Raw genomic sequence first — 12,686 nt, 5'->3', positions numbered from 1 at the left:
TATCCGCACGTTTCCGCCGGGCGTGCGTCGAGTGGTCGGTCCGCATCGGCCGCCTCGACCGAGCCTCTCGACCAACGGCGGCGCCCATGCCTGCGGGGTGAGCCGGACCTGGGAGCGGGACCGCCACCACCGCCGCCTGGCCGGCTCGGCACCGCCCTGCTCGCCGCGGCGCGGTCCTGGGCCGGGATCGTCCGAAACTCCGTCAGTGGGTGACGTGGTTGTCGGCGTGGCGGCGCGGCCGTACGCGGGAAAGGTCTTCGGCCCGGGTGGTGTCGACGTAGTGCGGGGTTTCCATCTCGCTGGTGCGCAGCGGGGCCAGGGTGGCGTCGATGCCGGCCATGATGAGGCGGGTGGCCTGCATGGCCTGGGCGCCGGGGGTGCCGGTGAGGTGGGTCAGGTCGACCGGGGTGCCGAAGCGGACGTGGACGACCGGGCGGTGCCGGACGGCGCGCAGCAGGGACCGCAGCAGGTGCTTCGGGGTGGTGTAGGGCAGCACGGCGTGGGTGTTCCACTGGGCGACCGGCAGGACGGGGGCGCCGGTGAGGGCGGCCATCCGGGCGACGCCGGTCTTGCCGCGTTCGGGCCACATCCACGGGTCGAGGCCGATGCGGCCTTCCGGGTAGACGAGTACGAGGGCGCCGTCCTTGAGGGCGCGGGCGGCGGCGGGCAGGGCGTCGGCGACGGTGGCGGAGCGCCGGTCGACGCGGATGTGCCCGGCCTTGCGCATGGCGGCGCCGGCGATGGGGGCGTCGAACAGGCCGCCGGTGGCCATGATGCGGGGCGCGATGCGGATCTTGTGGCAGGCCGCGGTCATGACGATCGGGTCGAACGGGCTCACGTGGTTGGACGCCAGGATCAGCGGGCCGCGGCGCAGTTCGGGTGAGATGTCGCCGGTGACCCGCAGCCGGCACAGGGGGAACACGATGATGCGGGCGAGGACGAGCATGAACCGCCACATGAACGGGGCGGCGGCATAAGGTGAACGGCTTTCCATAAGGTTGTCCATGGTCGCACGGCGGGGCCGGGCTCATGATCGCCCGGTCGGACGGTTCGCCGGTCCGGTCCTCGTCCGGGAGCCGGTCCTGGTCGCTCAGGGGCCGGTCAGCGGAAACCGGACTCGGCGACGTCGAGCCAGTGGTCGACGGCGGTGGCGTCGTGGTGGCGGATGGACCAGTCGACCATTCGCAGGCTCATGTGTGCCCAGTAGGCGTTGTACCGGCGGTCGGAGAGCCCGGCGAGGCGCTGGTCGAGGGGGGTGAGCAGGGCGGCGGACCGGCCGGTGAGCACGAACCGCAGGGTGACCAGGTCGAAGTGGCGGTCGCCGCGGGTGGCGCCGTCCCAGTCGATCAGCCCGGTGACCCGGCCGGTCGGGTCGACGAGGACGTTGCCGGGGTGGAAGTCCATGTGTACGAGGTCGTCGCCGATCATGACGGTGCCGGTGGCGCCGATCTCGTGGATGCGCCTGAGCAGGGCGGCCGAGCGGGTGCTGTGTTCCTGCAGGGGCTGGTGCAGGCAGAAGCCTGGCCCGTCGCCGATCAGGTGGAGGTCGCTGGGTTTCGGGGCGGGCACGTCGGCGAGCAGCCCGGCCAGCCGGTCGTTGATGGCGAGCATCTGCCGTACGAGGTGGGCGTCGGGCTGCTCGGGTGGTTGCCCGGGGAGGCGTTGCTGCACGATGACGCGGGCCCCGTCGACGTGGGCGGCCAGTTCGTGGCGGGCGGTGGGCACTCCGGCGTTGCGGGCCCGGTCGACCAGCGGGCCGCTGCGGGAGCGGCCCTCGGTCAGCACCGAGCGGCGCCCGTCGGGCCAGCGCACATAGGCCGCGCCGACCTCACCGCCGGGGGCCGGGCCTTCCAGGACGAGCCGCACACCGGTGATCTCGGCGATCCGTTCCAGGATGTGCGGGGCGTCGAGGCGCGCCGATCGTGGCCAGGCCCGGCGAACCGCTTCAGTCACTTCGGCCCCCGCCCGGTGACGCCTACAAAGAGCGTGGCCGACCTTACCGCCTCATGGCCGTCGATGGTGTCGGCCACCCGTCAGCACGGAATTGTCGTACCCCCGGAGCAGGATCGCCGGCATGACATCGATTCCGGCGCGGCTGACCGTGGTGACGCTCGGCGTGCATGACATGCCGGTGATGCGGGCCTTCTACCGGGGGCTCGGCTGGCCCGAGGCCGACGGCGCGGACGACGGCTGGTCGTCGTTCCTGCTCGGCGGGGTGCTGCTGGCCCTGTTCCCGGTCGGTGATCTGGCCGCCGAGGCTGTGCCCGAGGGCGCGGCGCCGCTGGGCGGCTGGTCCGGGGTCACGCTGGCCTGCAACGTCGACTCCCGCGACGAGGTCGGCACCGCTTATGCGGCAGCCGTTGCGGCCGGGGCGACAGCGGTGGCAGAGCCGGTCGACCGGCCGTGGGGTGGCCGGTCGGGCTACATCGCCGACCCGGAAGGCAACCGGTGGGAGATCGCCTGGGCGGGCGGGGCCCGCTTCGACGGGCGCGGCGCGCTGCTGGCGTTCGGCGGTTAGGCCAGGTGGCGGGCCAGGAAGGCGTAGGCGTGGGCGCGCATCGGTGCGGTGAAGACATGCCTTCCCTCGTACGCGGCCAGTTCGCCCCCGGCCGCGGCCAGCTCGGCGGCGCCGCGGCTCCATTTGTCGTCGCTCGTGGCCGAGATCAGCAGGGCGGTCGACGGCGGATAGGAGGCGACGACGTCCTCCAGGTCGTAGCCGGCCGCGGTGAAGCCGGGCACCACCGTCTCGGCCTGCAGACCGGTGTCGGGGGTGGCCGACAGCCGGAACGGGATGCACCCGCAGTTCGACACCGACGCCCTGATCCGCGTGTCGGTCGCGGGCGCCCACAACGCCATCCGCCCGCCGTAGGAGTGCCCGAGGAAACCGACCCGCGACCCGTCGACCTCGGGCCGTGCGACCAGATAGTCGATCGCGGTGGAGATGTCGTGCAGGCATTGGGCCAGCAGTGTCTCCCCGCGTACGAGGCGGGTGGAGAGTTCCCACCACGACACGTTCGACTCGCCGTCGGGGCTCCAGTTGCGTTCCTCGAAACCGAGCGCGTCCGGCGCGATCGTCACGAAGCCACGCTCGGCCAGCTCGGCCGCATACGCCTGATCGGGGTGGCCGGCCAGCCCGACGACTTCGCTCTTGCCCAGTCCGAACTGCCCGGCGTGCTGGTGATGGCAGAACACGGCCGGGGCGGGCCCGGTCAGCGACTTCGGCACGCAGACGTAGGCGGGCACCCGCTCTGCGGCGCCGACCGAATAGACGACCTTCTCCCGCGTGTACGAGCCGCAGTCCACGCTTTCGACCGTCTCCGCGTCGAGCTCCACGCGGGACGGCCACGGTCCGAGCAACTGCTTCCAGCCGGCATCCACGACCGCGAATGGTGCCACGCCGCCGGAAATCGGTGGCGCCGCGGGCCCCAGTTGGCCAGGCTTGCCCCGATGACCGAGGACTCCCCGCCCGCCTATATCGAGGCCGGCTGCGAACAACGTGCCTACCTCTACGTGCAACGTGACTACGATCCGGCCGGGTCGCCGCCCTACAGCGCGGCCGACGAGGAGCAGCTGGCGTTCGACCCGCAGGCAGTGACCGAGCTGGTCGGTCTCACACCCACCCACGCGTGGCGGCGCGGCGACGTGTCGCACGGCGGGAAGAGGCCGCCGAAGCGGCACAGCACCTGGTCGTACGAGCCGTCCGACTACACCGAGACGTTCGACACCGAATCGGTGGTGACCGCCCTGCTCGACGAGATCGAGCCGTACGGCGAAGGCCTCGCCCGGGCCCGCACGCAGCTGGGCATGCGGGCCGGGATCATGGTCGTGATCTGGATGCGGGCCGGCCGCTACCCGGACGGCGAGATCACCACGGCGACAGTGGTGATCTCCTATCGCGCCGACACCCTGCAGCGGCTGGCCCGGTTGGGGCTCGCCCTGGTCCACGACCAGTACCTGGAACTACCGGACGACCTCGACGACGCCGGGAAAGGCTAGGGCCGCCCAGAACTGCCCCGGCGGCACAGCCAACCGCCCCTGAGCGGCCAGCCAGCACGTGATCGCCATACCGTGACTGCCCACGACGAGGGGCCGACCGGCGGCGCGGGCCGCATGCCGGACGATCGCCGCCTCGAACCGGGCGGCCACCTCATCACGCGGCTCCCATCCGGGGTGCACGGCCCCGTCGACGTAGGCGCGGGCCCGCGCACGGTGGTCGTCGCGCCACTCGTGCGGGCGGCGCACCTCGTCGAAACCGGCATCGCGATGCACCAGCCGGGCGGACTGTGCTGTGCAGGCCCTGTCGCTACCGGGTTCGCGATGCACCAGCCTGCTGGGGCGCTCTCCGGCCGAACCGGGGGCGTGGATCTGCTGATCGCCGGAGCCGGGTCCGCGGTGCACCAGGCCGGCCGCCGACAGTGTCTCGGCGGCCTTGGGTTCGCTGCTGGCGACCAGATAGCCATCTGCGGGGAGCGTCAGCTGACCGGCGGCCGCCCGCCCCTCGGCCCCGAGACGCCACCGATGCGGGGCGACGCCGGGCTCGAGCGCCGGCATGGCGTGGCGCACCAGGATGATCCTCACGCGGACGGGGTGCCGTCCCACGTCCACGACGTCCGCCGGGGATGGCCGGGCAGGTCGATCCGGCCGGTACACCACAGCAGGGCCGGCCACGGCTCGTGCCCGGCGGGCGCGTCCGGGAACAGGCGGCGCAACGCCCCGGCGCACAGCTCCACCGGCGGCGACCAGTCGAGCCCGAACCCGGCGGCCACGTCGTGGGTGTGGACGAGGATCTCGGTGACCCCCATCGCGGCGAACCCGGACGCGTCCGACGGCCCGAACCAGTGATAGGACACCCGGTCGGCGGGGACCGTCGCGACCAGGGCGGCGAGGATGGCCGCGCTCACCTCGAAGACCTGCAGCAACCCGGCCGGGCCTTCCTTACGGTCGACGAAGACGGTCAGCTCCGGACCGCCCTCCCGGAAATGCTGCCACCCGAACGGGACGTGCGTGGTGGTCGACGGTTGCGCCGGGGCGAGCTGCGCGGCGTACGCCATGAGGTCGTCGATCAGATGCTCCACCGTCTCCCAGCAGCTCCACTCGAGCTCACCCGCCGGTTTGTCCCAGTCGAGCTCGGCGGCCGCGGCGAACGTGGTGCGAGCGAGGGCCGCGGCCCGGGTGACGTCGTCAGCGATCATGAAAGTCATTAGCTGCGTCCCAGGGTCGGCGCGCAATCGATTTCTTCCGCTCCGCGCCAGACCGGACCGAGGGCTGGGGCGGCGCGCAGAGCGGCACCACCGCGACGGGACGGGTTCGCGCCACCCCGGACCGAGGGCTGGGGCGGCGCGCAGAGCAGCACTACCGCGGCGGGACGGGTTCGCGCCGGACTGGAGCGAGGGCTGAGCGGAACGATGCGCCAGGCCGGCTCGGGTGGTGCGCAGAGCAGCACCACCGCGGCGGGACGGGGCTCGGTGGCGGCCGAGCGAACCGTCAGTGTGAGCGGGGCGGAGCGCCGCGCTGGCGCAGGTAGGCCAGAACGGCCTCCCGGGTGGTGCGGACGCCGAACAACGCGCGGGCCTCGGCGATGCGGCGGTTGGCGGTGCGCAGGGACAGGAACTCGGCCGCGGCGGCCGCGGCGATCGTGTCGCCCGAGGCGAGCCGGTCGAGCAGGGCCCGCTGTTCGGGTACGAGGTCGGCGACCGTGTCGTTGGTGCCGGCCGGTTCGGCCACGCCCTGGTGGACGGGTCCGAGCCGGGCCAGGTCGTCGAGCAGGGCCCGGCCCAGCGGCGACTCGGCGTCGCACACGGCGACGATCCCGGCGCCGCGGGCGGCGGCCAGCACAGCCAGTTGGAGGGTGTCGGGGTCACCGATGCGACCGTGCAGCACGAGGCGGCTGCCGGTGACGTCCCAGGCCGGGTCGGGCAGGGCGAAGCCGTCCCGGGCCACCCATCCGTCCCGGGTGAGGCGCCGGAGCACGGTGTCGGCGTCGCCGGGATTGGCGACGACGTGGCGGGGAGCGTCGGTCTGTCTGGTCACCGGCCATCCTTGAGCGTGTCAGACATGTCGTCGGGTGAGGGATTCGCGAAGGCCAGGGCGGCCGCTTCCGTTCGGGTCCGGGCGCCGAGCTTGCGCATGCCGGCGCGGATGTGGGTGTCGACCGTCTCGGCCGAGATGCCGAGCTGGCCGGCGATCCGGCGGGTGGGTTCGCCGGCCGCGACCAGCCGCAGGACGTCGGTCTCACGGCGGGTCAGCTGATCCCCCGAGCGGGGGCTGCGGGTGTCACGGTGCACGTTGTGCCGGCGCAGGCCGCGGCGGGCCCGTCCGGCCAGGACGGTGAGCCCGGCCGCGTCGGCGAGCTGCTCTGCGCTCAGCAGGGCGGCGACGGCCCGGGCCGGGTCGGTGTCGGTCACCCCGGCCGCGATCAGGCAGCGGATCCGCTCGCGCAGGGCGATCGGTTTCCAGCCCTCGGCGGCCGCGGTGAAGCCGGTGCCGGTGGCCCAGGCGGTCAGCGTACGCCGGGCAGCGCCGGGAAGCCCGCCCGGAATCGGCGGCGCCGACTGAACACCCAGATCGTGGGCGGCCCACCGGGCGGTGATCGCATGCAGTCCGGCGAGCAGGCCGCCGTCCACGGAGGACGCCTCACGAGCCCGGTCGGGTTGCCCGTCGAGCCACGCCGTCTCCTGCGCCACCCACGCCGTAGCCGGATGCGCCGGCCCGGCGTCGAGGTGCGCCCGCGCCGCCGCCAGCAACCCGGTGTCGGCCTCGATCAGCGCCGTCGCCGCCGTCGCATACCCGCGTGCCTCGTCCGGCAGGGCCCGATCGGTCAGATTCAACACCCTTCCCAGTACGCCGTCAGCCGCGTCCCGCCGCACCACCCCGTCCCCGAGACCCGGGCGGCTTCCCGTACCGGACGTTTGCACGTCCCCGTCCGGCACAGAGGCGGAGGGAGCGAGCTCGCCGGGGATGGAACCGCGCAGGGCGAGGGCCCAGTCGGCAGCCGCGGTGAACCGGGTCTGCCAGCCGTAGGCGAGATCGTCCGCGGCGGACCGGGCCGCGTCGAGCGCGATGTCGGCCGACTCGGTGAGCCGTCCGTCGGCCGCCAGCTGCTCGACCAGCAGCCACGCCGACCAGCGGGCGATCAACGGGTCGGCACTGTGCGCCGCCGTGGTCAGGGCGGCGTCCCATCCCGGCGTACGGAATCGGGCCTGAACCGCCGCCAACGCCGCCGCCACACCCGGTGAGGGCTGCGGATGCCGGGCGCTGATCTTGTCGGCCAGGTCCTGGGCGGCGTCCGGGTCGGCGGCCAGCTCGGCCAGCAGCAGCACCCGGTCGCGGCCGGCGAGCACCGGCCCGGTCGCCGCGTCCGGTATCGCCCGCACGGCGTCGCGGGCGGCCTGCGGGTTGTCGGCCTGCAGCAGCGCCTCGCCGCGCAGCACGTCGGCTTCCGGGCCGAGACCGGGCCGCAGCACCTGGGCCGCGGCCGACGCCCGGCCCGCGGTGAGCAGCGCGTCGGCGGCGGCCAGCCGGACCCGGGAGTCGATCGGCACGTCGAGCTCGCAGGCGAACAGCAGCAGCGCCGCCCGGTCCCCGCCGCTCGTCTGGTCCGCCGCCTCCAGGGCCCGCCGGTGGGCCCCGGCGAGGTCACCGGCTGCCGCGAGATGCCGAGCCGCCTCGGCCGGCGGTGTCAGCTCGGCCAGCCGTGTGTGCAGTTCGACCCGGGCGGCCGCGTCGAGCAGCCCGGCCGCGGTCTCGGCCACATACGTCGACACCGGCACCAGAAGCAGATCCCCGGCGGCCGCGGCAGAAATACCGGGATCGGCAGCGTGCCGTGCAGTCGAGCCGCCGTCCGGAGCAGAGACGCCGGCCTCGGAAGCGGCGTGCCGACCGGAGCCGGCCTCGGCCCCCGCGAGCACCGCCACCGGCGCCACCAGACCCGCGGCGATCAGGTCGTTGGCGCCCGCCCCGAGCAGGGCAGCCGGGGCGGGCCGCCCGAGCAGACCGAGCGCGGCCAGAGCCGTACGGGCGGGACGGGGAAGGTCGGCGAGAGCGGAGGCAATGGCGTACGCCACCTGGTCGATGCCCGGCCCCGCACCCGGCTTGGCCGCCGCCGCCTGCCGGGCCAGCGCGGTGATCGCGAGAGGGTTTCCCCCGGCCCGATCGACGACGGCGGAGACAACAGCCGGGTCGAGGTGGCCGGCCGTGCGCCGGGCCAGCTCGAGCGCCTCGTCGCGGGTCAGCGGCGGCATCTGCACCCAGGCCGTCGCCGCCGTCCGCAGCTCGTCCAGGGCCGGTGCGGACAGGCGGTGCGGGGTACGCAACGCGACCAGCACCCGGCAGTGCGCGGCGAGCAGGGGCAGCGCGGCCAGGGTGGCCGGGTCGGCGTACTGGATGTCGTCGAGCACGAGCAGCCCGGCCCGGACGCGGGAGCGCACGGCCTCGGCCAGCAGGTGCACGTCGTGGGCGGGGAGCCGGGCCCGCACCGCCCGCGACAGGGCCAGGGCCGGCACGGTCTGCAGCATCGCCAGTCCGCCGCCGGTGTGGACCGGGCCGGGCACGGCGGCCGTCAGCTCCCGCAGTGCGGTGCTGCGGCCGCTGCCGGGCGGGCCGGTCAGCACGACGAGGCCGGGGCGTTGCAGCATGGCGGCCGCCTGTTGCAGCGCTTCCGCCACCTGATCCCCTCTCCCCGATTTCTCGGTGTGCGTGGCACGAACCTGGGATCCCCCGGTCGTGCGCTGTCCGTAGGCTGTTGCCTGCGGCGGTGCCCCTGTCAGCCCGCCCCGAGTCGATCAGGAGGGCCTCGCGTGACACCGGCCGTGGTCTGCACATTCTCACCGACAGTGTGCCCGGCTGACGAGTCATGGTGAGTGGCCCGCTGAGCGCCAGCGTAGCGACGCTCTGTGACGAAATGGCGTCCCGTGTCGGGAAAGAGGCCGGTGGCCAGCTCATTCAGATCCGTGATCGGCTCGGTGAGCCGTTACGGGTTGCGATCGCGGGTCGCCTGAAAGCCGGAAAGTCGACACTCGTCAACGCGTTGATCGGGCGCCGGGTGGCGCCGACCGCGGTCGGTGAGTGCACCCGGGTGGTCACCCGGTTCCGGTACGGGCCGGCCGACCGGGTCGACGTGGTGCTGCGCGACGGGGAGCGCAAGAGCCTGCCGCTCGACGACGACGGGATGATCCCGCAGCGCCTCGGTGTGCCCGCCTCGCGGGTCGCCTACGTGGATGTCACCCTCACCAGTGAGAAGCTGATCGACCTGACCGTGGTCGACACGCCCGGGCTGGCGTCGACCGACACGATCGTGAGCGCCCGCGCCGAAGAGGCCGTGGGCACCTCGACCGCCCCGTTCGACGCCGACATCGACGCCGACTCGGCCGGGGAGGTCGCCGCCGCCGAGGCCGTCGTCTACGTGTTCACGCAGGCGGTGCGGGCCGACGACGTACGGGCGCTGGAAGCCTTCCGGGACGCGTCGGCGCGGCTGGCGTCGAGCCCGATCAACGCGCTCGGCGTGTTCGGCAAGGTCGACACCCTGGTCGGCGGGGCCGGTGACCCGTGGCCGGTGGTCGCTCCGCTGGCCGATCAGCAGGCCCAGCTCCTCGCCCGTACGGTGTCGGACGTTGTCCCGGTGGTCGGTCTGCTGGCCGAGACCGGCGAGTCGGGCCGGTTGACCGGCGCCGACCGGGACGCGTTGCAGCAACTCAGCGAGCTGCCGGCGGCCGAGCTGAAGATCACGACGGCGTCGGCCGACCTGTTCCGCACCCGGCCCGGCCCGGTCGGCGCCGAGCACCGCGAGCGGCTGCTGCAGCTGCTCGACCTGTACGGGATCGGGTTCGCGCTGGCCCAGCTGGCCGCCGACCCGCGCCTGTCCACCGGTGAACTGGTCCGCCGGCTGGTCGCCGCGTCCGGATTCCCGCGGCTGCAGCACACGCTGCAGGAGGCGTTCCGGTGGCGGTCCGACGCGATCAAGGCGGGCTGGGCGCTGTCCCGGCTCGAACGGCTCGCCGGGCACACCCGCGACGAAGGCGACCGCGAGCGGCTGCGCGACGCGGTCGAACGGCTGCTGCGCGACCCGGCCTACCACCGGCTGCGGCTGCTCGACGCCGCCCAGCGGGTCGCGACCGGCGCCGTGCCGCTGCCCGCCGACTGGGAGCAGGAACTGACCCGCCTGGCCACCTCGGACGACCCGCGGTGGATCCTGCGACTGCCCGACGCCGGTGCCGACGAGCTGGCCACGGCCGCGGTCGCCGCCGCCAACCGGTGGCGCGTCTACGCGGTGGCGGGGGCCGGCCCGGCCCAGTCCCGCATCGCCCACGTCGCCCACCGGGGCTTTCATATTCTGGCGCAGCAGGTGCGGACGTCATGACCGACCTGACTCCGGTGCTCGACAGCACGGTCAAGGACACCTTGGCGTACGTCCGCACCCAGGACCCGGACGCCGGTGCCGAACTGGCCGACCTGCGCCGCCGCCGGGTCACCCGCCCCCAGGTGGTGGTCGTCGGCGAGACCAAACGCGGCAAGAGCTCCCTGATCAACGCCCTGCTCGGCGTCCCCGGCCTGTCCCCCGTCGACGCGGCCGTGGCCACCGCCACCTACCTGCAGTTCGTGCCGGGTGAACCGGGGATGCGGGCATGGCTGCCCGGCGCCGCCGAGCCGATCACCATCGACGACCTGGCCTCGTGGGCCACCGGCGCGCAGCGGGCCCGCCGCATCGAGGTGTCGCACCCGGCGCCGATGCTGCGCTACCTGAGCCTGCTCGACACCCCCGGCGTCGGCGGGCTCGACCCGGCCCACACCGCGGTCGCCCTGGCCGCGGTCGAACGGGCCACCGCCCTGCTGTTCGTGGCCGACGCGTCGGCGCCGCTGTCGCGGCCCGAACTCGACTTCCTGGTCGCGGCGAGCGAACGCATCGACATCGTCGTGTTCGCCCTCACCAAGATCGACGCGTATCCGGGGTGGCGGCGCATCCTCGACGACAACCAGGCCCTGCTGCAGGCCCACGCCCCGCGGTTCGCGTCGGCGTCCTGGTTCGCCGTGTCGTCCGCCCTGGCCGAACTGGCCGTGGACGCCGGACCGGCCGACCAGGCCGCCCTCATCGACGCGTCGAAGATCGCCGAACTGCAGCACGCCCTGGTCGAACTGGGCGGCCGCGGGCACCAGCTCGAGCTGGCCAACGTGCTCCGCGCCGCCCGCGGCGAGCTCGTCCGCCTGGAAACGGTCGCGGAGGACCGCGTCCGGGCGGTCGAGGCCGACCCGGTCCGGACGGCGCAGCTGCGGGCCGAACGGGCCGCCCTGGCCGCGCGTAAACGCACCGAGTCCCGGCAGTGGACGCTGCTGCTGAGCACCGAGACCCAGCGGGCCCGGGTCGAGACCGTCGGCATGCTGCGCACCCGCATCGCCGGCGTCCAGCAGGAGTTCTCCGAGAGCATCGACAAGGGGCGCGGCGAGGCCCTGGCCAAGCTGCCCGAACGCCTCGACGCGGAACTGCAGGCCGTCGCGGTGCAGCTGTCGCAGCAGCTCGAAGACACGTTCGCCCAGGTCGGCGAGAAGGTCCTGGCGTCGGTGTTCGACGAGGCGGAACGCGCCGCCATGCTCGGCCGGCTCAACGCCACCCTGCGCCACGCCCTGGACGCCGCGCCGCCGCGCGACGGCTCGGCCGACAACCTGCTCATCGCCCTGTCGGCCGGCGGCATCGCGTTCATGGCCGGGCGCGGCGCCATGCTCGGCGCGTCCGTCCTGGCCGTCGGCGGGGGCCTGCTCATCCCGGTCGCCGGGATCGGCCTCGGCCTGGCCGCGGGCGGCTACGTGCTCTACCGGCGGCGGGTGCAGACCGACCGGCAGCAGGCCCGGATCTGGCTGCGCGACGTGCTCGGCGAGGCCCGCGCCGCCCTGGCCGACGAGATCGCCAACCGGTTCACCGACCTGCAGTACGCGCTCAGCGTGGCCGTCGACGACGCCGTCGAGAAACGCCTCAAAGACCTGGACGCCCACATCGCCGAGATCGACGCGGCCGCCGCCGAGGACGCCGCCGGGCGCTCCCGGCGACGCGCCGCCGCCCAGCAGGAACTCGACACGGTCCGCGCGAAGCTGCGCGCCACCGACACCGCGCTCACCCGGGCCCGGGTGCTGACCCCCGTGCCGCACGACGAGGAGAACCGATGAGCGACCACCACGACTTCGGCGACCACCACGAGGACTTCCCGATCTTCGACGACCCGCACGCCGGGCACGACGACTTCGGGCACCTCGACCAGCCGCAGTACGACGAGCACCACGACCTGTACGACACGCCCGAGATCCCCGAGCACGTCGAACACGCCGAGGCCCCCGTGGAGCTGCCGGAGGAGGTGCTGCACGAGCACGCGGCCGCGGCCGACGTCGTCACCGAAGACCCGCTCGACGTGTTCCCGCCCACCGTCGACGTCGGTGACCTGCCCGAACCCGTCGACGGTTTCCCCTGGATCGACACCGGCAGCCTCGGCGTCGTCCACGCCGGGATCGACGATCAGACCCCTCTTCCCGTACGCCCGGAGGAGCTCGCCGAATACGCCGGCGTCGACCTGCCCGACGCCCAGGACCCGTGGGCCGCCCTCGCCGACTCCGAGGATCCGGCCACGAGCACCCTGGCCCGTTGGTGGCAGCAGAACTGAGTATCCGGGCCCTGTCCATGCCGCTGAGCGGGATGACATAGTTTCGGC

Annotated in this window: 12 protein-coding genes; 5 read left to right on the top strand and 7 right to left on the bottom strand. The window is 74.0% G+C overall.

Translation table 11 applies throughout. The features are described 5' to 3' along the window. Positions 1 to 202 precede the first annotated feature (202 nt). Positions 203 to 994: a lysophospholipid acyltransferase family protein gene (locus KOI35_RS18575; protein ID WP_215788708.1), complete on the bottom strand. Its 792-nt coding sequence runs from the start codon at positions 992 to 994 to the stop codon at positions 203 to 205. A 107-nt stretch (positions 995 to 1,101) separates the two neighbouring features. Further along, entirely contained in the window at positions 1,102 to 1,953 is an 852-nt protein-coding gene (locus KOI35_RS18570) for a phosphotransferase (RefSeq protein ID WP_215788707.1), read from the bottom strand. A 121-nt stretch (positions 1,954 to 2,074) separates the two neighbouring features. Here KOI35_RS18570 and KOI35_RS18565 point away from each other — a divergent pair, with 121 nt between their 5' ends. Further along, on the top strand, positions 2,075 to 2,518 hold the full coding sequence (locus KOI35_RS18565; protein WP_215788706.1) for a VOC family protein: 444 nt from the start codon (positions 2,075 to 2,077) through the stop codon (positions 2,516 to 2,518). On the opposite strand, the gene KOI35_RS18560 is transcribed toward KOI35_RS18565, so the two are convergent. Next, the gene (locus KOI35_RS18560; RefSeq protein ID WP_215788705.1) at positions 2,515 to 3,378 is read right to left on the bottom strand and encodes a dienelactone hydrolase family protein; all 864 of its coding nucleotides are present in this window, start codon (positions 3,376 to 3,378) and stop codon (positions 2,515 to 2,517) included. The genes KOI35_RS18565 and KOI35_RS18560 overlap by 4 nt on opposite strands. A 69-nt stretch (positions 3,379 to 3,447) precedes the next feature. Here KOI35_RS18560 and KOI35_RS18555 point away from each other — a divergent pair, with 69 nt between their 5' ends. Next, positions 3,448 to 3,996 (top strand): DUF4279 domain-containing protein, encoded by a 549-nt coding sequence (locus KOI35_RS18555; RefSeq protein ID WP_215788704.1) that lies wholly within the window; start codon positions 3,448 to 3,450, stop codon positions 3,994 to 3,996. On the opposite strand, the gene KOI35_RS18550 is transcribed toward KOI35_RS18555, so the two are convergent. The 4 genes from KOI35_RS18550 to KOI35_RS18535 form a co-directional block, all read right to left on the bottom strand. Then, positions 3,961 to 4,578, bottom strand: coding sequence for a histidine phosphatase family protein (locus tag KOI35_RS18550; RefSeq protein WP_215788703.1), 618 nt, complete (start codon positions 4,576 to 4,578; stop codon positions 3,961 to 3,963). The two genes, KOI35_RS18555 and KOI35_RS18550, sit on opposite strands and share 36 nt — an antisense overlap. Then, positions 4,575 to 5,192, bottom strand: a complete 618-nt coding sequence (locus KOI35_RS18545) for a maleylpyruvate isomerase N-terminal domain-containing protein (protein ID WP_246613272.1) — start codon at positions 5,190 to 5,192, stop codon at positions 4,575 to 4,577. The genes KOI35_RS18550 and KOI35_RS18545 overlap by 4 nt, the downstream gene beginning before the upstream one ends. Before the next feature lie 292 nt (positions 5,193 to 5,484). Then, the gene (locus KOI35_RS18540) at positions 5,485 to 6,030 is read right to left on the bottom strand and encodes a LuxR family transcriptional regulator (RefSeq protein ID WP_215788701.1); all 546 of its coding nucleotides are present in this window, start codon (positions 6,028 to 6,030) and stop codon (positions 5,485 to 5,487) included. Continuing rightward, positions 6,027 to 8,663, bottom strand: a complete 2,637-nt coding sequence (locus KOI35_RS18535; protein ID WP_308121059.1) for a LuxR C-terminal-related transcriptional regulator — start codon at positions 8,661 to 8,663, stop codon at positions 6,027 to 6,029. The genes KOI35_RS18540 and KOI35_RS18535 overlap by 4 nt, the downstream gene beginning before the upstream one ends. A 236-nt stretch (positions 8,664 to 8,899) precedes the next feature. Here KOI35_RS18535 and KOI35_RS18530 point away from each other — a divergent pair, with 236 nt between their 5' ends. Genes KOI35_RS18530 through KOI35_RS18520 form a run of 3 tightly spaced genes read left to right on the top strand, consistent with a single transcriptional unit; the run spans position 8,900 to position 12,638 of the window. Further along, positions 8,900 to 10,354 carry a dynamin family protein gene (locus tag KOI35_RS18530; RefSeq protein WP_246613271.1) on the top strand — a complete coding sequence of 485 codons (1,455 nt, stop codon included), beginning with the start codon at positions 8,900 to 8,902 and terminating at the stop codon, positions 10,352 to 10,354. Further along, positions 10,351 to 12,150 (top strand): dynamin family protein, encoded by a 1,800-nt coding sequence (locus KOI35_RS18525; protein ID WP_215788699.1) that lies wholly within the window; start codon positions 10,351 to 10,353, stop codon positions 12,148 to 12,150. The genes KOI35_RS18530 and KOI35_RS18525 overlap by 4 nt, the downstream gene beginning before the upstream one ends. After that, complete coding sequence (locus tag KOI35_RS18520) at positions 12,147 to 12,638, top strand: hypothetical protein (protein WP_215788698.1); 492 nt, start codon at positions 12,147 to 12,149, stop codon at positions 12,636 to 12,638. Before KOI35_RS18525 ends, KOI35_RS18520 begins: the two co-directional genes overlap by 4 nt. Positions 12,639 to 12,686 lie beyond the last annotated feature (48 nt).

This window comes from Paractinoplanes bogorensis, assembly GCF_018829635.1.
GTDB classification, from domain to species: domain Bacteria; phylum Actinomycetota; class Actinomycetes; order Mycobacteriales; family Micromonosporaceae; genus Actinoplanes; species Actinoplanes bogorensis.
The sequence above is the reverse complement of the archived record's forward strand: the minus strand, read 5'-3'. Positions and strand labels throughout refer to the sequence as shown.

Excerpts from the sequence above, each read along its gene's own strand:
- KOI35_RS18575 (WP_215788708.1), bottom strand. The coding sequence starts at position 994 with ATGGAAAGCCGTTCACCTTATGCCGCCGCCCCGTTCATGTGGCGGTTC.
- KOI35_RS18565 (WP_215788706.1), top strand. The coding sequence starts at position 2,075 with ATGACATCGATTCCGGCGCGGCTGACCGTGGTGACGCTCGGCGTGCAT.
- KOI35_RS18555 (WP_215788704.1), top strand. The coding sequence starts at position 3,448 with ATGACCGAGGACTCCCCGCCCGCCTATATCGAGGCCGGCTGCGAACAA.
- KOI35_RS18545 (WP_246613272.1), bottom strand. The coding sequence starts at position 5,192 with ATGATCGCTGACGACGTCACCCGGGCCGCGGCCCTCGCTCGCACCACG.
- KOI35_RS18530 (WP_246613271.1), top strand. The coding sequence starts at position 8,900 with ATGGCGTCCCGTGTCGGGAAAGAGGCCGGTGGCCAGCTCATTCAGATC.
- KOI35_RS18525 (WP_215788699.1), top strand. The coding sequence starts at position 10,351 with ATGACCGACCTGACTCCGGTGCTCGACAGCACGGTCAAGGACACCTTG.
- KOI35_RS18520 (WP_215788698.1), top strand. The coding sequence starts at position 12,147 with ATGAGCGACCACCACGACTTCGGCGACCACCACGAGGACTTCCCGATC.